The sequence below is a fragment of the Pseudonocardia sp. N23 genome (assembly GCF_002583555.1).
Classification (GTDB): Bacteria; Actinomycetota; Actinomycetes; order Mycobacteriales; family Pseudonocardiaceae; genus Pseudonocardia.
This window is the reverse complement of the sequence record NZ_BEGX01000052.1, coordinates 78,744-97,225: the sequence shown is the minus strand read 5'-3', so window position 1 is coordinate 97,225 and position 18,482 is coordinate 78,744. Positions and strand designations below refer to the sequence as shown.

Sequence of the window (18,482 nt, the reverse complement as noted above, 5' to 3'; positions counted from 1 at the left end):
TGTCGCCGCCTTGTGGTCGTCCTGTGCGGCGGCTGTGACCGCATGCCGGGTCGGGTGACCGGTGTGGGATGCCGAGGACCCTCGTGAGTGGCAACAGTCGCCACGGCGACTGTTGCCACTCACGGGCTCGGCAGGTCCGGAGCTGGTCACGCCGCCACCGGGGCCGTGAGGTCGTAGACCGTCACGCCGTCGACGGTGGTCGGGGTGAACGTCGCCTCCACCCACGCCGTGATGCGTTCCGACGCGTCGCTGCCGCCGGTGTCCGTGCCGCCCGTGCCGCCCGTGCCGCCCGTGCCGCCGCCGAACCCGCCGCCGAAGCCGCTGCCCGCGGCGAACCAGTGGATCCGCCGCTGCGCCACCAGCTCCTGGAACTGCTCGGGGGTCGGGGCGGGGTCGGTCCCGTTGAAGCCGCCGACGGCCATCACCGGCAGCTGCGTCGCGAGCTGGTAGCCGGCGGCGCTGTTGGAGCCGACGGCCGCCGCCGCCCAGGTGTAGGAACCGGCGTCGCGGCTGAGCAGGGCGGTGAGCGCGGCGCCGGGGGTCGGGGCGCCGAGCAGCCCGCCCGCGCCGCCCCGCCCACCGCCGAACCCGCCCGCACCCGTCCCGGTCCCCGCTCGGTCGCGCCGGGTGCCCTGGCCGTCGGCCCCCGCAGCGCCGTTCGTTCCCGCAGGGCCGTTCGTTCCCGCAGGGCCGCCGGCGCCCGGAGCGGTGTTCGTCCCCGGAGCGCCGACAGTCCCGCCCGGCGGCGCGAACTGCCCGCCGAACCCTCCGGGTCCTCGACCGCCGCCCGGGCCGCCGAACCCGCCACCCGCCCCAGCCGGCCCCGACGACGGGATCGCTCCCGTGTGCGGGGTCGCCGCGGTTGCGACCGCGTACGCCGCCGGCCCGCCGACGCCCCCGAGCAGTGCCGCGACCACCACCATCGGGACGACGAGCCGCGGCAGCCGGTGCACGCCGAGCAACGCGGCGGCGGCGAGGATGCCGACGATCGGCACCGCCCACGTCAGCCAGGGCTGCCAGCTGGTGCGCGCCAACAGGATCCCGGCCCAGGACGCGGTCACCGCGAGCGTCGCCGCCAGGGTGGCGCGGGCGCGGGCGTCGAATCGTCGCCGCCACAGCTGCACCACGCCGATGCCGACGAGCGCGCCGATCGCCGGGGCGAGCGCCACCGTGTAGTAGGGGTGGATGATCCCGGCCGCGAAGCTGAACACCGCCGCCGTGACGACGAGCCAGCCACCCCACAGCAAGGCCGCGGCCCGCAGCGGGCCGGTGCGGGGCCCGCGCCGGGTCAGCCGCAGCAGCACCACGAGCAGGATCAGCGCGGCCGGGATCAGCCACGACGCCTCCGAGCCCATCTCGGAGCCGAAGAGCCGCCCGATCCCGGTCTCGCCCCAGCCCCCGCCGGGCCCGCCGCCGACGCTGCCGGTCTCGTCGCCGGTCAGCCGGCCGAACCCGTTGTAGCCCAGCGCGAGCTCCAGCACGCTGTCGGTCTGGGAGCCGCCGATGTAGGGGCGGTCGGCGGCGGGCCACAGCGCGACGACGAGCACCCACCAGCCCGCCGTGACGACGAGTGCGACGCCCGCGACCGCCAGGTCGCGGATGCGCCGCCCGAGCCCGGCGGGTGCGGCGAGCAGCCACACCCCGGCGAAGGCGGGCACGACGAGGAACGTCTGGAGCATCTTCGCCATGAACCCGAACCCGACGAGCGCACCCGCGAGCACGACCCAGCGGGTGCGGCCGTCCTCGACGGCGCGGGTCGTCGCGTACGCGGCGCCGACGAGCAGCAGGACGAGCAGCGCGTCGGGGTTGTCGAAGCGAAAGATCAGCACCGCGACGGGCGTCAGCGCGAGCACGGCCCCGGCGAGCAGGCCGGCGGCGGGACCGGCGACGCGGCGGACGGTGTTGTGCAGCACCCACACCGAGCCGACGCCCATGAGGGCCTGCGGCACCAGGATGCTCCAGCTGGACAGCCCGAAGATCCGCACGGACAGGCCCATGACCCACAGCGCGCCGGGCGTCTTGTCGACGGTGATGGCGCCTGCGGCGTCGGAGGACCCGAAGAACCAGGCCTTCCAGCTGACCGAGCCGGCCTGGGCGGCGGCGGAGTAGAAGGCGTTGGCCCAGCCGGAGGCGCCGAGGTCCCACAGGTACAGCACGGCCGCGGCGACGAGCAGGGCCGCGAGCGCGGGCCGGTCCCAGCGGCGGGGGCTGCGGGGGAGCGCGGGTGGGGCGGGGTCGGCCGCGGGGAGTGCGGGCACGGTCGTGGTCACGACGACACGCTTGCGGCGGGCCCTGTGCCGGACCGTTGCCCCCGCTGTGCCCGGGCTGTGAACGGCAGGCCAGGGGTCCGGGGCGGACCCGCCGGATGTGGCGGACGGTGTACGAACGGCGGGCCGACGCCGTGGTTCACGCGATCGTCACGCATGGACGGAGCAATGCTGCCGACCGACAACTGAAGACTGTTGACAGTTTTCAGTGGGTGGCTCTAGCGTGACGCGCCAAGCCGGATCGCCGCCGACCGGCCGCACCCACGACAGTCGAAGGGGACGGTGACGCCGATGCCGGGTTACTGGGCCAGCTGGTCGGACCTGCCGGAACGGGAGGTCCTGCCCGGGAACTTCCGTACCGCCGTCACCGGCAAGGAGATGGGCGTCAACCGCATCCGATGGGTCCACCCGACCACGCTGCCGGAGCACACCCACCCCGACGCGGAGCAGACGATGGTCGTCACCAGCGGCCGTATCGCGTTCACGGTCGGCGGCGAGGAGACGGTCCTCGCCGAGGGCGACGTCTGCGTGATCCCCCGGAACGTCGTCCACTCGGGGCACAGCATCGAGGGCGAGGCGACGTTCGTCGAGATCTTCGCGCCGACCCGGATCGAGAACCTCCTGGGCTTCCTGGGCGGCTCGTCGATGCCCGATCCAGGGGAGAACCCGTGACGCTGCAGCAGGTCAGCGCGCACGTGCACGTCGAGACCGCGCATCTCGGCAGCAACAACTCGATCATCGCGGGCACCGACGGTGTCGCGCTGGTGGACACCCCGCACAGACCGACCGACGCCATCGCGTGGCGCACGGTGGTCGACGGCTTCGGACGGACCCGGTTCGTGGTCAACACCGACCACCACCCCGACCACACGATCGGCAACTTCTGGATGGGCGGCGAGGTCGTCTCGCACAAGGGGACCCGGCAGCGGCTGCTCGACGAGGCGCCCGACCACGAGTACCTGGCCCGCCTGTTCGACCGCATCGATCCCGAGGCGGTCCCGCTGCTGGCCGGGTACCGGGTGCGCGTCCCCGAGGTCGTCTTCTCCGACCGGCTCGACCTGCACCTGGGCGACGCGCACCTCGAACTGACCTTCCAGCCGGGGCACACGGCCAACAGCCTGATCGCCCACCTCCCCGAGGACGGGGTCGTCTTCACCGGCGACATCGTCTGCGAGGCGGGGCTCCCGTCGTTCCAGGACTCGCGGTTGTGGGACTGGTTCGACGCGATCGAGAAGGTCTCGTCCTACGACTTCGACGTGCTCGTCCCCGGGCACGGCGAGGTGGCCGACCGTGCGGTCCTGGACCGCTATCGCGAGTGGGGGCGCGAGGTGGTCGGCCAGGTCGCCGCGGCGATCGGCCGTGGCGAGGACAGCGAGCAGGCAGCCTCGGAGATCCGGTTCGAGGACAACATCCACGTCGACACGGATGACTACGTCGGCTACCCCGACGACCTCATCGAGATGTTCCAGCGACGGTCGGTCGCCCGGATCTACGACGACCTCGTCGCCCGGCCCGATCTCGCGTCGCGCTGACGCGCATCCCGCCCACCCCGGCACCCGCCGGCATCCCCAACGGAGAGTCATCCATGCGCATCTCGAAGATCGTCGTCGCGGTGGTCGTCGCGGCCTCGCTCGGCCTCCTGGCCGGCTGCGGCGGTGGCAGCAGCGGAACCGACAGCGGCACGTCGAACGCGTCGGCCGCCGACGCCCAGAAGGCCCAGGCGGCCCAGCAGAAGGTCGACGCCGCGAAGGCGGTGCCGGGCACCGAGGACCTCGGACCCGCGATCGACGTCAGCTCGCTCAAGGGCAAGACGATCTACAGCATCCCGATCGACAGCAAGGCCGAGTTCTACCAGGCCGGCGAGGCCGCGATGAAGATCGTCGCCGAGAAGGCGGGCGTCGGCTTCGTGACGTTCCCGTCCGACGGCACGCAGACCTCCTACCAGCAGGGCATCGCCCAGGCCATCAACGCGAAGGCCGGCGCGATCCTCCTCAACGGTCCGCTCCCCTCCACCCTCGGTCCGCAGATCGACGACGCGACGAAGGCCGGCATCCCGGTCATCCCGCTGCACCTGTCGGACAAGGACACCCCGCCCGTCACCGGGCTGACGTACGAGGCGTTCGCCCCGTTCAACGAGGCCGCGCACCTGATGACGCTCGCCGCGATCGGCGCGGGCAAGGGCACCCCGATCCACGCCCTGGTCATCCAGGCCTCGGAGACCGGCCCCTCGAAGGGAATGGTCGACACCATCAACAAGGCACTGGCCGACGAGGGCCCGGCGGGCTCGGACGCCACGGTCATCAACGTGGCCGTCCCGCAGTGGTCGCAGCAGATCCAGAGCCAGGTCCAGTCGGCGCTGCTGAAGAACCCGAACATCAACGCGGTGCTGCCGATCTACGACTCGATGGCGCTCTACGCCGCGCCCGGCATCCAGCAGGCCGCCGGCGGTCGTGAAGTGCCGATCTACACGTTCAACGGCACACCGTCGATCCTGAAGATGGTCCAGGACGGCTCGGTCGCGATGGACGTCGCGGAGAACCCGGACTGGGTCGCCTACGTCAACATCGACGTCGCGTTCCGCGCCATGCTGGGCGCGCCGCCCGTCGCGGCCGAGTCCGGCCCGGTGCGCGTCATCGACAAGTCCAACGTCGCCGACACCGGCAACCCGCCGCAGAGCGGCAAGGGCTTCGGTGACACTTACGCCGGTGCCTTCATGAAGCTCTGGGGCCTGGGCTGATGACCGCCCCCGCGCCGCTGCTGGCCGTGACCGGGCTCGCCAAGGCGTTCAACGGCGTCCCTGCGCTGCGCGGGGTCGACCTCGACGTCCTGCCCGGCGAGGTCCACGGGCTGCTCGGGGCCAACGGCTCCGGGAAGTCCACCCTGATCAAGATCCTGGCCGGGTTCCACGACGCCGACGGTGGCACGGTCACCGTCGGCGGGACCACGGTCGCCGGCCCGTTCGGGGCCCGTGGTCTGCGTGACCACGGCCTCGGGTTCGTCCACCAGGACCTCGGCCTCGCCGGGACGTCCACCGTGCTCGAGCACATGGCGCTGGACTCGCACGGCGACGCCCCCGGCCGACGCCGGGTGCGCTGGAAGGACGAGCGGGCCCGGGTGACCGGGCTGCTCGACCGCTTCGAGATCGACGTCGACCCGGGCGCCACGATCGACACCCTCTCGCCCGTGCAGCGGGCGATGGTGGCGGTGGTGCGCGCCGTCGGCTCCCAGGAGCTCACCTCGGGAAACGCCGGCGGGCAGATCCTCATCCTCGACGAGCCGACGGTGTTCCTGCCGCGGCACGAGGTGGGCCTGCTGTTCGCGCTGCTGCGGCGGCTGCGGCAGCGCGGCGACGCCGTGCTGCTCGTCTCGCACGACCTCGACGAGATCCTCGAGGTCACCGACCGGATCACGGTGTTCCGCAACGGCCGCACGGCCGGCACCCGCACCACCGCGGACTCCACCCGTGACGACCTCGTGCAGCTGATCCTCGGTGCCCGCGACGAGCACGTCGCCAAGGGCACGGCGAGGGTCCGGTCCGACCGGCCCGCGCTGCTCAGCGCCCGCGGGCTGTCGGGCGCCCGGGTCCGTGACCTGGACCTGGACCTGCACGGCGGCGAGGTCGTCGGCGTGACCGGCCTGGCCGGGTCCGGGTTCGAGGAGCTGCCCGACCTGCTCTTCGGGGCCCGCGCGGCCACCGGCGGAACGATCGAGCACGACGGCACGGTCGTCGCGAAGCCGACGCCGGCCCGGTCGATGGACAACGGGGTCGTGCTGATCCCGGCCGATCGCAAGGGCCAGGGCGGTGCGCTGGGCCTGTCGGTCCTGGAGAACGTGTCGCTGCCGTTCCTGGACGAACGGGCGGGCGGGCTCGTCGTCGACTGGAAGAGCCTGGACCGCCGCGCCCAGGAGACCTGCGAGCGGCTCAACGTGGTCCCGGCCGACCCGCGCGCCCTGTTCGGGCACCTGTCGGGCGGAAACCAGCAGAAGGCGTTGCTGGGCAAGTGGATGGACACGAACCCGAAGGTCATGCTGCTGGCCGAGCCCACCCAGGGCGTCGACATCGGCGCCCGCCGCGAGATCTTCGCGCTCATCCGCTCCGCCGTCGCCCAGGGCATGGCCGTGCTGTGCGCGACGTCGGACTACGAGCAGCTCGTCGAGATGGCCGACCGGGTCCTCGTCCTCGACGGCGGCCGGGTCAGCGCCGAGGTCACCGGCGCGGACATCACCAAGGACGTCCTGGCGTCCGCCGTCTACGCGGAGGAAGCGTCGTGAAAGCCACCCAGTCCGAACCCGTGACGAAGGTCGAGCCCGTGACTCCCACGCCCGCAGCGGAGAACAAGAAGCGCAAGGCACCCGCCGAGCCGGAGCGGTTCGCGCTCCTCGGCGTGTGGGCGGTGCTGATCATCGCGTTCAGCCTGATCGTGCCGCAGACGTTCCCCACCGCGGCGAACGTCTCGAACATGCTGTCGTCGCAGGTGGTGCTGCTGATCCTCGCGATCGGCCTGCTCTACCCGCTGCGCGCGGGCGACTACGACCTGTCGGTCGCGTCGACGCTGAACCTGTCGACGGTGGTCGTCGCGATCCTCAACGTCCAGCACGGCTGGAACATCTGGGCCACGGTCGTCGTCGCGATCCTCGCCAGCCTGCTGGTCGGGGTGATCAACGGGTGGGTCGTCACCGTCTTCGACATCAACCCGTTCATCGTGACCCTCGGCATGGGCACGGTCGTGCAGGGCCTGATCTACCTGCTGTCCAACACCTCGACGATCAGCGGCATCGACCGCGCGCTGTCGTCGGCGGTGCTCACCCGGCCCTTCCTCGGCATCCCGGTGGGCTTCTACTACGCGATCGTGCTGGTCGCGGTGGCCTGGTACGTCTTCGACAAGACGGCGTTCGGTCAGCGGCTGCTGTTCATCGGGCAGAGCCACGACGTCGCCCGCCTCAACGGGGTCAACGTCCCGGCCCTGCGCTGGCGGGCGCTGATCATCTCCGCGGGCTTCGCGGGTCTCGCCGGCGTCGTCTACGCCGGGACCACCGCCAGCGCGGACCCGGTGTCGGGGGCGTCGTTCCTGCTGCCCGCGTTCGCGGCGTGCTTCCTCGGCTCGACCGTGCTGCGGATCGGCCGGTTCAACCCCTGGGGCACGTTGATCGCCGTCTACTTCCTGGTCACGGGTATCACCGGGCTGCAGCTGCTCGGGGCCGAGCAGTACGTCCAGCAGCTTTTCTACGGCGGCGCGCTGGTGATCGCCGTGATCCTCTCGAAGCTCGTCCGCAGTCGCGGCGAGCGCAAACGACGGGCCCAGGCCGCGGAACCGGCCTGATCGAGCGAGGAGTTCCTGCAATGAAGGTACGTGGAGCCGTCATCCACAAGGTCGGCGCGCAGTGGGAGGTCCAGGACCTGGAGCTCGACGAGCCGCGCGACCACGAGGTCCGCATCAAGGTCATGGCCAGCGGGCTGTGCCACTCCGACGACCACTTCGTCACCGGCGACCTGGCCGTCACGTTGCCGATGGTCGGCGGGCACGAGGGCGCCGGGATCGTCGAGGCCGTCGGGGCCGGCGTCACGAAGGTGAAGGTCGGCGACCACGTCGCGACGCTGTTCATCCCGGCCTGCGGCAAGTGCCGCTACTGCGCGCGGGGCCAGCAGTACATCTGCGACAACGGCGCCGGGATGGAGCACGGCCGCGCCATGGACGGCACCGCCCGCTTCCACGCCGCGGACGGCAGCGACGTCGGCGGCGTGACCCGGCTCGGCACGTTCGCCGACCGGCTCGTCTGCCACGAGAACCAGGCCGTCAAGGTGCCCGACGACATCCCGTTCGAGCTGGCCTGCCTGGTGTCGTGCGGGGTGGCCACCGGCTTCGGCGCGGCCGTCAACGCGGGCCCCGTCCGGCCCGGCGACGTCGTGCTCGTCGCAGGTCTCGGAGGGGTCGGCGCCAACGCCGTGCAAGGCGCCCGGATCGCCGGGGCCGCGCACGTCATCGTCGTCGACCCGGTGCCCTACAAGCAGGAGCGGGCCGAGGACTTCGGCGCGACCGCGGCGTTCGGCTCCATCGCCGAGGCCCGGCCGCTGATCGACCAGCTCACCAACGGCCAGGGCGTCAACGTCGGCATCGTGACCGTCGGCCGGGTCGACGGCGACATCATCGGCGACGTCTTCGCCGCGGTAGGCAAGGCCGGGCGCTGCGTGCTGGTGTCCGTCGGCGCGTCCGACCGGCACATCGCCGTCAGCCCGCAGGACCTCACCAACTTCGCCAAGTCCATCAAGGGCGTCATGTACGGCGACTGCAACCCGACCGCCGACATCCCCGGCCTCATCGAGCTCTACCGCAGCGGTGTCCTGCGCCTCGACGAGCTCGTCACCCGCCGCTACTCCCTCGACCGGATCAACGAGGCAGTCGCCGACATGCACGCCGGCCGCAACATCCGCGGCGTCCTGGTCCACCAGCACTGAGCTTCTCTCCAGAAGGACACACGCATGACTGCAGTGACCGACAGCCCGGCGGCGCTCGCTGCCCGGCCGGTGGAGCACACCCGTCTGCACATCGGCGGCGAGTGGACCGACGCCGTCGGCGGCGCCGAGCTCGACACCGTCAACCCCGCCACCGGTGAGGTCTTCGCGACGGTGGCGCTGGGCGAGGCGGCCGACGTCGACCGTGCGGTCGCCGCGGCCCGGACGGCCTTCGAGCAGGGCCCGTGGCCGCGGATGACCCCGCGTGAACGGGCCGCCGCGCTGTGGCGCCTCGGCGACCTCATCCTCGCCGACGGCCCCGAGCTGGCCCGCGTCGAGACCCTGGACCAGGGCAAGCCGTACACGATCGCGCAGGCCGCGGACGTCCCGTCGGCGGCGGGGCTCTTCCACTACATGTCCGGGTACGCCACGAAGATCGAGGGCGAGACCATCCCGATCTCCGCGCCGGGGGAGTACCTCACCTACACCCGGCGCGAGCCGCTCGGTGTCGTCGGGCTGATCGTTCCCTGGAACTTCCCGCTGGTCATCACGTCGTGGAAGGTCGCACCGGCGTTGGCGGCGGGCAACACCGTCGTGCTCAAGCCGGCCGAGGCGACGCCGCTCTCGGCGCTGCGGCTCGCGCACCTCGCGCTGGAGGCGGGCATCCCCCCGGGCGTGCTCAACGTCGTCAACGGCCACGGCTCGACGGTCGGGGCGGCGCTGTCCGCGCACCCGGGCGTCGACAAGGTGTCGTTCACCGGGTCGACCGCCACGGGGCGACGGATCCTCGACGCCGCGGGAGGCAACCTCAAGCGGGTCACCCTGGAGCTGGGTGGCAAGAGCGCCAACGTCGTCTTCGGCGACGCGGACCTCGACAAGGCGATCGGTGGCTCGTCGGACGCGATCTTCTTCAACGCCGGCCAGGCCTGCGCCGCCGGGTCACGGCTCTACGTGCACGACAGCGTCTACGAGGAGTTCGTCGGCGGGCTGGTGGAGAAGGCTCGCGGGATCGTGGTCGGCGACGGGTTCGACCCGGCCAGCCAGATCGGCCCGCTCGCCAGCCGTGAGCACTTCGACCGCGTCAGCACCTACCTCGACGTGGGCCGGACCGAGGGCACGGTCCTCACCGGCGGCGGGCGGGTCGGCGAGCGCGGCTGGTTCGTCGAGCCGACGATCATCGCCGACACGGCGGCCGACTCCCGGGTGACGAAGGAGGAGATCTTCGGACCGGTCGTCGTCGCGCACCGGTTCACCGACGAGGCCGAGGTCGTCGCGGCCGCCAACGACACCCGCTACGGGCTGTCGGCCGGCATCTGGACCCGCGACGTCGGCCGCGCGCACCGCGTCGCGGCGCGGCTGCAGGCGGGCACGGTGTGGGTGAACACCTACGGCGTCTTCGACCCGAGCATGCCGTTCGGCGGCGTGAAGGAGTCGGGCTGGGGCCGCGAGATGGGCCACGAGGTGCTGCACGACTACACCGACGTCAAGACGGTGTGCGTCGATGTCAGTGCCTGAGCACCGCACCGTCTTCGACCCGTGGAAGCTCGGCCGCACCGAGCTGGCCAACCGTGTCGTCATGGCCCCCATGACCCGCAACCGCGCCGACGACGACGGTGTCCTGCCCGGCTACGCCGCCACCTACTACGCCCAGCGCGCCGGGGCCGGCCTGATCGTCACCGAGGGCACCCAGCCCAGCGCCGCGGGCAAGGGCTACCCGGGCACTCCCGGCATCCACGACGACGCGCAGGAACGGGCGTGGGCCGGCGTCGCCGACGCCGTGCACGCCGCGGGTGGGCGGATCTTCTGCCAGCTCATGCACACCGGCCGGATCGGCCACCAGAGCCTGATCCCCGCGGACGCCCGCGTCGTCGGGCCGAGCGCCATCGCCGCGGCCGTCGAGGTGGAGACCGCCGACCGGGTCATGGTGCCCGCGCCGGTGCCGGTCGAGCTCGACGCCGAGGGCATCGCCCGGATCGTCGACGACTTCGCGAGCGCCGCCGCCCGCGCCGTGCGGGCCGGTCTCGACGGTGTCGAGCTGCACGCCGCCAACGGCTACCTGCTGCACCAGTTCCTCTCACCGGGCACGAACCGGCGCACCGACTCCTGGGGCGGTTCGCCGCAGGGCCGGGCGCGGTTCGCCGCCGAGGTGACCGCCGCGGTCGCCGATGCGATCGGGGCCGACCGTGTCGGCATCCGGATCTCGCCGGGCGGGCAGTTCAACGACATGGCCGACAAGGGCAACGACGACACCTACGTCGCGCTCGTCGACGCGATCGCCCCGCTGCGCCCGGCCTACCTGCACACGCTGCGCCGCCGCTCGTCACCGTTGCACGAGCAGCTGCGCCGGGCCTGGCCGACGACCTACGTGCTCAACACCGGGTTCATGGGCGCCAGCGAGCTCGACGACGTCGCGCCGCTCGTCGCCGACGGCCACGCCGACCTCGTCAGCGTCGGACGGCTGTTCGTCTCCAACCCCGATCTCGTCACGCGCTGGCGCCACGACATCCCCCGTGCCGTGTGGGACGAGGACACGTTCTTCACCGCGGGCGAGCGCGGCTACACCGACTACCCGGCGCACCCCGGGCAGTCCCCCGACCAGAGGAGCAGCTCATGAGCCCCCTCCCGTTCGACGGCCGTGTGGTCGTCGTGACCGGCGCCGCCTCCGGCATCGGTGCCTCCACCGTCGAGGTGTTCCGCGCCCAGGGCGCGACCGTCGTCGGCTGGGACCTGTCCGGGACCGAGCAGGCCGGCCCGCTCGACCTCACCGACCCCGCCGCGACGAAGGTCGCGGGCGAGGCGGTCGTCGCCGAGCACGGCCGGGTGGACGCCCTTGTCAACTGCGCCGGGATCATCACCGAGAACCTGCCGGTGGAGCAGACCGATCCGGCCGACTTCCTGCGCACCTACGAGGTCAACGTCGGCGGGATCGTCAACGCCTCGCAGGCGCTGCACCCCGCGCTCGTGGCGTCGAAGGGCGCGGTCGTCAACGTCGCGTCGCAGGCGGCGCTCGTGTGCCTGCCGCACCAGTCGGCGTACTCGGCGTCGAAGGGCGCGGTCGCGGCGCTGACCCGCTCGATGGCGATCGACTGGGCGTCCGCGGGTATCCGGGTCAACGCCGTGTGCCCCGGCTTCACCCTCACCCCGATGGCCAAGCAGCAGATGACCCCGGAGCTCGACGCCGCCGTGTCGCGGCGCGTCCCGATGGGCCGGATGTTCGAACCGGAGGAGATCGGTTCCGTGATCGCGTTCCTCGCCTCGTCGGCGGCCTCGGCCGTCACCGGGGTCGTCATGCCCGTCGACGGCGGCTGGACCGCCGGCGAGCCGGCGCTGCCGATGGGTGCGCCGTGAGCGGCCGCATCGTCTACGTCACCGGGGCCAGCTCCGGCATCGGGCGCGGTGCCGCGGTGCGGTTCGCCGCCGACGGCGACCGGGTCGTGCTGCTGGGCCGCGACGAGGCCCGGCTGGCCGAGGCGGTCGCGGAGTGCGGGCCGGGGGCGACGAGCGCGGCGTTCGACGTCACCGACGCCGCCGCCGTCGACGCCGCGCTGCCCGCGCTGCTGGAACGCACGGGTCCGCCGGACGTGGTGGTGCACAACGCGGGGCAGACCATCGTCGGCTCGCTCGACCAGCTCACCGCGCAGCAGTGGCACCGCCAGCTCGACGTGAACCTGACCAGCATCCACACCCTCAACCGGCACCTGTGGCCGGCCATGGCGGTGGCCGGGGGATCGATCGTGCTCGTGGCGTCGACGGCGTCGTTCGCGGGGTTCCCGCAGGACGCCGCGTACGTCGCGACGAAGGGTGCGGTGCTCGCGCTGAGCAAGGCGATGGCCCTGGACGGCGCCCCCGTCGGCATCCGGGTCAACGCGGTGTGCCCCGGCTTCATCCTCACCCCCAACCTGCAGGGCTTCTTCGACGCCCAGGACGACCCGGACGGCGCTGCCGCGTCGGCCGCGTCGGCGGCGCCGCTGGCCCGGATGGGCACCCCGGCCGACGTGGCGGGGGCGATCGCGTTCCTCGTCTCGCCTGACGCCGGGTTCGTCACCGGGGCCTCGTTGCTCGTCGACGGTGGGCTGCTCGCCCGTGTGCCGACGAGCTGAACCGGGCATTCGTCATGACCTGCACCGCTTCACCAACCGCAGCCCCGCCAACTGTTGACAGTCGGCAGTTTGGCTCTCAGAGTGGAAGGAGGGACGAGTGATCACGCCCGTCCCCAACGACGCCCCGGCCCACCACGAGGAGGCTTCATGACCACCCCGGCGCGACGACTCCGTGCGCTCCTCGCGTCGCCGGACCGTCCACTCCTGCTGCCGGGAGTCCCCAACGCGCTGACGGCCCGCGTCGTCGAGGAAGCGGGCTTCACCGCCGCCTACGTCACCGGAGCGGGTGTCACGAACACCTATCTGGGGATGCCCGACCACGGCATGCTCTCCCTCGACGAGCTCTGCGGCCACGTCGACGCGATCTGCGACGTGGTCGACATCCCGGTGGTCGTCGACGCGGACACCGGGTTCGGCAACGCCATCAACGTCCAGCGGACGGTGCGTCGCCTGGAGCGCGCCGGGGCCGCCGGGATCCAGCTCGAGGACCAGGTCAGCCCCAAGAAGTGCGGACACTTCGAGGGGAAGGACGTCGTGTCGCTCGGCGAGATGGTCGGCAAGGTGCAGGCCGCCGTCGACGCGCGCCGCGACGACGACTTCGTGGTCGTCGCCCGCACCGACGCCCGCGCCACCGAGGGCCTCGACGCCGCCTGCGAGCGCGCCGCCGCCTACCTCGGGGCCGGTGCCGACGTGATCTTCGTCGAGGCGCCCGAGAGCGTCGAGGAGATGCGCCACCTCACCACCCAGGTGCCGGGGCTGCACGTCGCGAACATGGTCGAGGGCGGCCGCACCCCGCTGCTGCCCCGCCGTGAGCTCGGCGAGCTCGGCTTCGCCGTCGCCCTCTACGCCAACGCGACCATGCGCGGCGCGGTCGTCGGCATGCGTGAGGTCCTCGCGCACCTGAGCAAGCACGGCGACACCCGCGAGGCCGCCGACCTGATGATCAGCTGGGACGAACGGCAGGAGCTCGTGCGCAAGCCCGAGTTCGACCAGCTCGAGGAGCGGTACGCAGCGACCGCGGAACGGAGGCGCGCCCGATGACGGACGCACACGACCTGAGGCTGCGCGGTGGGCGCGTCTTCCAGCACGGCGCCGGGCTCCAGGACCTCGACATACTGGTCACCGACGGCGTGATCAGCGGGCTCGTCGCGCGCGGCGCCACCGTCGCCGCGGCCACCGAGGTCGACATCACCGGGAAGACCGTCCTGCCCGGCGGCATCGACCCGCACGTGCACCTGGGCAAGGACATCCGGGTCCCGCGCGACCCCGAGGACGGCGAGCGCGAGACCGCGTCCGCCGTCGCGGGTGGCATCACGTCGATGCTGATCTACCTGATGAGCGCCGACCCCTACGAGAAGGTGTTCGCCGACGCCGACGCCGCCATGGCCGGCAACTCCCACACCGACTACGGCTTCCACTTCGTGCTCGGCACCGACGAGCAGGTCGAGGCGATCCCCGACTACGTCCGCGAGCTGGGCGTGCCCAGCTTCAAGTTCTTCATGAACTTCCGCGGTGACGAGGGCAAGTACCTCGGCGTGCCCGGCAACGACGACGCCTACATGTACAACCTGCTCGGCCGCGCCGCCGACGCCGGGGCGCTCGTCTGCCCGCACCCGGAGAACATCGAGCTCGTCTGGAAGCTGCGCGAGCAGCCCCGCGACGAGACGCTCCGGCCGCTGGAGTCCTGGTACCGCAGCCGCCCGCCGGTCGTCGAGGCCGAGGCCGTGCAGCGGGTCGCCTACTTCGCCAGCCAGACCGGCGCGTCGGTCTACGCGGTGCACACCTCCAGCAAGGCCGCGCTCACGGCCATGGCGATGCAGCAGACCGCCTACGAGAACCTGTTCACCGAGACCTGCACGCAGTACCTGACGCTCACCACCGACTCCGACTGCGGCACCTACGGCAAGGTCAACCCGCCCGTGCGGCACGCCGAGGACGTCGAGGCGCTGTGGGACGGGCTGCGCACCGGCGCCGTCGACACCGTGGGCTCCGACCACAACTCGCGCCACCGCACGGCCAAGGAGAAGGACATCTGGACCGCGTCGGCCGGGTTCCCGGGCACCGGCCTCATCCTGCCGACGACCATCGGCCTCGGGCTCGAGCGGGGCATCGACCTGGAACGCCTCGTCGACGCCACCAGCACCCGCGCCGCCCAGCTGTTCGGGCTGTTCCCGCGCAAGGGGACCATCCGCGTCGGCTCCGACGCCGACCTCGCCGTCGTCGACCTCGACACCCCCATGACGGTGCGCGCGCAGACCCAGCACTCCGTCGCCGAGTACTCGCCGTGGGAGGGCACCGAGCTGCCCTGCTCGGTCGTGCACACGCTCGTCCGCGGCCGGTTCGCCGTCCGCGACGGGCAGCTCGCCGACGCCCCCACCGGCACCTACCTGTCCCGCACCAACGGCGGCGCGGCCGCGCTCGCCTCGCAGAAGGAGCTCGTGTGACCGAGCAGCCGATCTGGACCCTCGGTGGCGCCGGCGTCATCGACGAGATGACCATCGAGCGCTACGACAAGGCCGGCTTCGGGCGGCCCGTCGGCATGGGCTCGCGGCCCGCGCTGCTGATCATCGACGTGCAGTACCGCACCGTCGGCTCCACACCGATGCCGTTCGACGAGGCCGTCCAGGAGTATCCCACCAGCTGCGGCGACGTCGGCTGGGACGCCGTCGCGCACATCGCCCGGCTCGTGGCGCTGTTCCGTGAGAAGGGGTGGCCGATCCTCTACCCGCACGTCGCCCCCAAGCAGTCCTACGACTCCGGGCGGCTCGGGGCCAAGGTCCCCGCGATCATGGGCATCCCGGCCAAGGGCTACGAGTTCGTCGCCGAGGTCGCGCCCGTCGAGGGCGACGTGCTATTGCCGAAGCGGCACCCCAGCGCGTTCTTCGGCACCCCGCTGGCGAGCTACCTGGTCGAGACGGGTGCCGACACGCTCGTCGTCACCGGCTGCACCACCTCGGGCTGCGTGCGCTCCTCCATCGCGGACGCGTTCTCCTACAACTACCGGGTCAGCGTCCCCGCCGACGCCGTCTACGACCGCAGCCCCGTCGTCCACGAGGCGAACCTGTTCGACATCGCGCAGAAGTACGCCGACGTCATGACCACCGACGCCCTGCTCGCGAAGCTGGCGGACGTCCCTGCGAAGTCGGACTGACCTCCGGCCGGCGCCGATCCGCACGAACGGCGCAGTCCTGCAACTCAGTTGCGCGACTGTGCCGTTCGTCCGGTTCGGGTCGTGCCCGGCGCGCGGCGTCCTGTCTGCTGGGGTGCCCCTCGTTCTGCAGGAACGGCACCTTCCCGCAACTGGGCTGCGGGAAAGTGCCGTTCCTGCAACACGGGCGTGCAGGACAGGGGGCCGAGCCGGCGCGGTGGGGTCAGTCCGGCTCGGCGGCGCGCAGGACGGCCAGCGCGTTGTTGAGCGAGCTGGTGAGGTGGGCCTCCAGCTTCGCGGCGGCGCCCTCCCCGTCGCGGGCGACGAGCGCGGCCAGGATCTCGCGGTGCTCGTCGAGCGCGGTGCGCGCGCGGCGCGGCTGGTGGGCCGAGCGGGCGCGGGCGAGCCGGATCTTGCGCCCGACGTCGGTCAACGCCTCCACCAGCGGCGGGTTGGCCGCGAGCCGGACGAGCCGGGCGTGGAAGTCGGGGTCCTCCGGGTAGGCGCCGGTGGCGTGGGTGCCCATGCTCGACTCGGTCTCGTCGAGCATGCTGCCCAGCTCGTCGATGCGCTGCTGCGGCGCGTAGCGGGCGGCGAGGCGCACGGCGTGGGTCTCCAGCGCGATGCGCAGCTCGTAGAGGTCCGACAGCTCGCGCGCGGAGAACGATCGGACGTAGACGCCGCGGTGCGGGACGGCCTCGACGAGGCCTTCGCTGGCCAGCCGCTGGATCGCCTCGCGCAGGGGGCCGCGGCTGATGCCGAGCGCCTGGGAGAGGTGGACCTCGTTGAGCCGTTCGGCGGGGGAGAGGGTGCCGTCGAGGATCATGCCCCGAAGGACCTCGAGGCTGCGTCCCGCGTAGGTCGCGACGCGGCCCAGTTTGGCCGGACGGGACTGCTCGCTCACGGGTATCTCCTCGCCACGGGTGGCTGCGACCCGCTCCGACATGGTGCCACGTGGCCCCACGGCTACTCCTTCGTACGTGCGCCTGACCTGTCCCGGTCGCCGGTGCGGCAGGGCGGTCGGGCACCCGGCCGGGCGTCGTCATTCTCCAACTGTCGACACGCAACGATGCTACTGAGCTGCCGTGTCAAGTTGCTCACTGGTCAATCTACCCCAAACTGTTGACAGTTTTCAGTACGTGGCGCAGCGTAGGGCGACCCACGGTGGCACGACGAGGAGGTCCGACGATGCAGGCAGCCGACCGTCCCGCGCAGGCGGGGACCGCCACCGGAGCGGTACCCGAGACGATCGACCGCAAGGTCGTCTCGGCCGGGCTCGTCGGGTCCGTCGTCGAGTACTACGACTTCGGCATCTACGGCTACCTCGCCACGGTCCTGTCCGTCGTCTTCTTCGCCGAGAGCGCCGACCCGACGGCCGCCCTGCTCGCCACCTTCGCGACGTTCGCCGCCGCCTTCGTGCTCCGCCCGCTCGGCGGCCTGATCTTCGGCCACCTCGGCGACCGCTTCGGCCGCTCCCGCATCCTTGCCGCGACGATCCTCGCGATGTGCGCCGCGACGGTGCTCATCGGCGTCCTGCCCAGCTACGCCGCGATCGGCGTCGGCGCCGCGTTCCTGCTCGTCGCGGCCCGATGCGTGCAGGGCATCGCGTCCGGCGGCGAGGTCGGCGGGGCGGCGGCCTACGTCGCGGAGAAGTCGCCGCCCGCGCGGCGCGGCTTCCTGTGCTCGACGGTGCAGCTCGGCGCCCTGTCCGGCGCGCTGCTCGCCTCGGTGGTCGTCTCGATCGTCAGCTCCGTGCTCACCCCCGACCAGCTCGCCTCGTGGGGGTGGCGGCTGCCGTTCCTGCTGAGCCTGCCGCTGGGCCTGGTCGGGCTGTGGATCCGGTTCCGGCTCGACGACTCTGTCCGCCAGGAGGAGCTGGCCTCCGAGGGCGTCGTGGCGGCGCCGGTCGTCGAGCTGTTCCGGGCGCACCTGCCGGGCCTGCTGCGCACCCTCGGACTGTCGACGCTGCTGTTCGCCGGCTACTACGTCGTCTACGTCTACGCCTCGACGCACCTGCAGCGCACCGGCGGCTTCGACACCCGCGCCGCGTTCTGGTCGACGACCGTCACCCTCGTCGTGTCGTGCCTCGCGATGCCGTTCTTCGGCCGGCTGTCCGACCGCTGGGGCCGCAAGCCGATGCTGCTGTGGGCCGCCGTCGCGTTCGGCGTGCTCGCCGTGCCGTGCTTCGCACTGATGAACGCCCACTCGCTGCCCCTGGCGATGCTCGCGCAGGTCGTGCTCGGGCTGCCGGAGTCGGCGCTGATGGGCGTCGTGTTCGCGACGTTCGCCGAGATGTTCCCCTCCCGCGTCCGCTACACGGGCATTGCGCTGGGCTTCAACCTCGCGAGCATGGCCGTCGGCGGCACCGCGCCACTGATCTGCCTGTGGCTGCTGCGCGTCACCGGCAACCCGCTCTCCCCGGCCTGGTTCCTCGTCGCCGCGGCGGTGGTCACCGTCGCGACGGCACTGACCCTCACCGAGACCCGCGGCTCCGTGCTGCGGACCGTGTGACCGCT

The 18,482-nt window shown here is 72.4% G+C and carries 16 protein-coding genes; 14 read left to right on the top strand and 2 right to left on the bottom strand.

The window, feature by feature from the left end:
• Positions 1 to 146 precede the first annotated feature (146 nt).
• Entirely contained in the window at positions 147 to 2,270 is a 2,124-nt protein-coding gene (locus TOK_RS13850; protein WP_098958268.1) for a glycosyltransferase family 39 protein, read from the bottom strand.
• Positions 2,271 to 2,558: 288 nt separating this feature from the next.
• Between TOK_RS13850 and TOK_RS13845 the strand changes: the two genes are divergently transcribed.
• From TOK_RS13845 to TOK_RS13785, 13 genes are all read left to right on the top strand, one after another.
• Entirely contained in the window at positions 2,559 to 2,939 is a 381-nt protein-coding gene (locus TOK_RS13845; RefSeq protein ID WP_141566391.1) for a cupin domain-containing protein, read from the top strand.
• Entirely contained in the window at positions 2,936 to 3,799 is an 864-nt protein-coding gene (locus TOK_RS13840) for an MBL fold metallo-hydrolase (protein WP_098958266.1), read from the top strand. The genes TOK_RS13845 and TOK_RS13840 overlap by 4 nt, the downstream gene beginning before the upstream one ends.
• A 53-nt stretch (positions 3,800 to 3,852) precedes the next feature.
• Positions 3,853 to 5,004, top strand: a complete 1,152-nt coding sequence (locus TOK_RS13835; protein WP_098958265.1) for a sugar ABC transporter substrate-binding protein — start codon at positions 3,853 to 3,855, stop codon at positions 5,002 to 5,004.
• The gene (locus tag TOK_RS13830) at positions 5,004 to 6,539 is read left to right on the top strand and encodes a sugar ABC transporter ATP-binding protein (RefSeq protein WP_098958264.1); all 1,536 of its coding nucleotides are present in this window, start codon (positions 5,004 to 5,006) and stop codon (positions 6,537 to 6,539) included. The genes TOK_RS13835 and TOK_RS13830 overlap by 1 nt, the downstream gene beginning before the upstream one ends.
• Before the next feature lie 38 nt (positions 6,540 to 6,577).
• A complete protein-coding gene (locus TOK_RS13825) occupies positions 6,578 to 7,588 on the top strand; it encodes an ABC transporter permease (RefSeq protein WP_141566390.1) in 1,011 nt (336 codons plus the stop codon).
• Between the two features lie 20 nt (positions 7,589 to 7,608).
• Positions 7,609 to 8,721, top strand: a complete 1,113-nt coding sequence (locus tag TOK_RS13820; RefSeq protein ID WP_098958262.1) for an NDMA-dependent alcohol dehydrogenase — start codon at positions 7,609 to 7,611, stop codon at positions 8,719 to 8,721.
• Between the two features lie 24 nt (positions 8,722 to 8,745).
• The gene (locus TOK_RS13815; protein WP_098958261.1) at positions 8,746 to 10,233 is read left to right on the top strand and encodes an aldehyde dehydrogenase family protein; all 1,488 of its coding nucleotides are present in this window, start codon (positions 8,746 to 8,748) and stop codon (positions 10,231 to 10,233) included.
• On the top strand, positions 10,220 to 11,332 hold the full coding sequence (locus TOK_RS13810) for an alkene reductase (RefSeq protein WP_098958260.1): 1,113 nt from the start codon (positions 10,220 to 10,222) through the stop codon (positions 11,330 to 11,332). The genes TOK_RS13815 and TOK_RS13810 overlap by 14 nt, the downstream gene beginning before the upstream one ends.
• Positions 11,329 to 12,066: an SDR family NAD(P)-dependent oxidoreductase gene (locus TOK_RS13805; RefSeq protein WP_098958259.1), complete on the top strand. Its 738-nt coding sequence runs from the start codon at positions 11,329 to 11,331 to the stop codon at positions 12,064 to 12,066. The genes TOK_RS13810 and TOK_RS13805 overlap by 4 nt, the downstream gene beginning before the upstream one ends.
• On the top strand, positions 12,063 to 12,818 hold the full coding sequence (locus TOK_RS13800) for an SDR family NAD(P)-dependent oxidoreductase (RefSeq protein WP_172457565.1): 756 nt from the start codon (positions 12,063 to 12,065) through the stop codon (positions 12,816 to 12,818). The genes TOK_RS13805 and TOK_RS13800 overlap by 4 nt, the downstream gene beginning before the upstream one ends.
• Positions 12,819 to 12,965: 147 nt before the next feature.
• Entirely contained in the window at positions 12,966 to 13,859 is an 894-nt protein-coding gene (locus TOK_RS13795; protein ID WP_098958257.1) for an oxaloacetate decarboxylase, read from the top strand.
• The gene (locus TOK_RS13790) at positions 13,856 to 15,262 is read left to right on the top strand and encodes a dihydroorotase family protein (protein ID WP_098958256.1); all 1,407 of its coding nucleotides are present in this window, start codon (positions 13,856 to 13,858) and stop codon (positions 15,260 to 15,262) included. The genes TOK_RS13795 and TOK_RS13790 overlap by 4 nt, the downstream gene beginning before the upstream one ends.
• On the top strand, positions 15,259 to 15,969 hold the full coding sequence (locus TOK_RS13785; protein WP_216361972.1) for an isochorismatase family protein: 711 nt from the start codon (positions 15,259 to 15,261) through the stop codon (positions 15,967 to 15,969). The genes TOK_RS13790 and TOK_RS13785 overlap by 4 nt, the downstream gene beginning before the upstream one ends.
• Before the next feature lie 220 nt (positions 15,970 to 16,189).
• Here TOK_RS13785 and TOK_RS13780 read toward each other — a convergent pair whose 3' ends face one another.
• Positions 16,190 to 16,870 (bottom strand): GntR family transcriptional regulator, encoded by a 681-nt coding sequence (locus TOK_RS13780; protein ID WP_172457564.1) that lies wholly within the window; start codon positions 16,868 to 16,870, stop codon positions 16,190 to 16,192.
• Between the two features lie 284 nt (positions 16,871 to 17,154).
• On the opposite strand from TOK_RS13780, the gene TOK_RS13775 reads away from it, so the two are divergent.
• Positions 17,155 to 18,477 carry an MFS transporter gene (locus tag TOK_RS13775; RefSeq protein WP_098958254.1) on the top strand — a complete coding sequence of 441 codons (1,323 nt, stop codon included), beginning with the start codon at positions 17,155 to 17,157 and terminating at the stop codon, positions 18,475 to 18,477.
• Positions 18,478 to 18,482 lie beyond the last annotated feature (5 nt).

Excerpts from the sequence above, each read along its gene's own strand:
- TOK_RS13845 (WP_141566391.1), top strand. The coding sequence starts at position 2,559 with ATGCCGGGTTACTGGGCCAGCTGGTCGGACCTGCCGGAACGGGAGGTC.
- TOK_RS13835 (WP_098958265.1), top strand. The coding sequence starts at position 3,853 with ATGCGCATCTCGAAGATCGTCGTCGCGGTGGTCGTCGCGGCCTCGCTC.
- TOK_RS13830 (WP_098958264.1), top strand. The coding sequence starts at position 5,004 with ATGACCGCCCCCGCGCCGCTGCTGGCCGTGACCGGGCTCGCCAAGGCG.
- TOK_RS13820 (WP_098958262.1), top strand. The coding sequence starts at position 7,609 with ATGAAGGTACGTGGAGCCGTCATCCACAAGGTCGGCGCGCAGTGGGAG.
- TOK_RS13815 (WP_098958261.1), top strand. The coding sequence starts at position 8,746 with ATGACTGCAGTGACCGACAGCCCGGCGGCGCTCGCTGCCCGGCCGGTG.
- TOK_RS13810 (WP_098958260.1), top strand. The coding sequence starts at position 10,220 with ATGTCAGTGCCTGAGCACCGCACCGTCTTCGACCCGTGGAAGCTCGGC.
- TOK_RS13805 (WP_098958259.1), top strand. The coding sequence starts at position 11,329 with ATGAGCCCCCTCCCGTTCGACGGCCGTGTGGTCGTCGTGACCGGCGCC.
- TOK_RS13795 (WP_098958257.1), top strand. The coding sequence starts at position 12,966 with ATGACCACCCCGGCGCGACGACTCCGTGCGCTCCTCGCGTCGCCGGAC.
- TOK_RS13790 (WP_098958256.1), top strand. The coding sequence starts at position 13,856 with ATGACGGACGCACACGACCTGAGGCTGCGCGGTGGGCGCGTCTTCCAG.
- TOK_RS13775 (WP_098958254.1), top strand. The coding sequence starts at position 17,155 with ATGCAGGCAGCCGACCGTCCCGCGCAGGCGGGGACCGCCACCGGAGCG.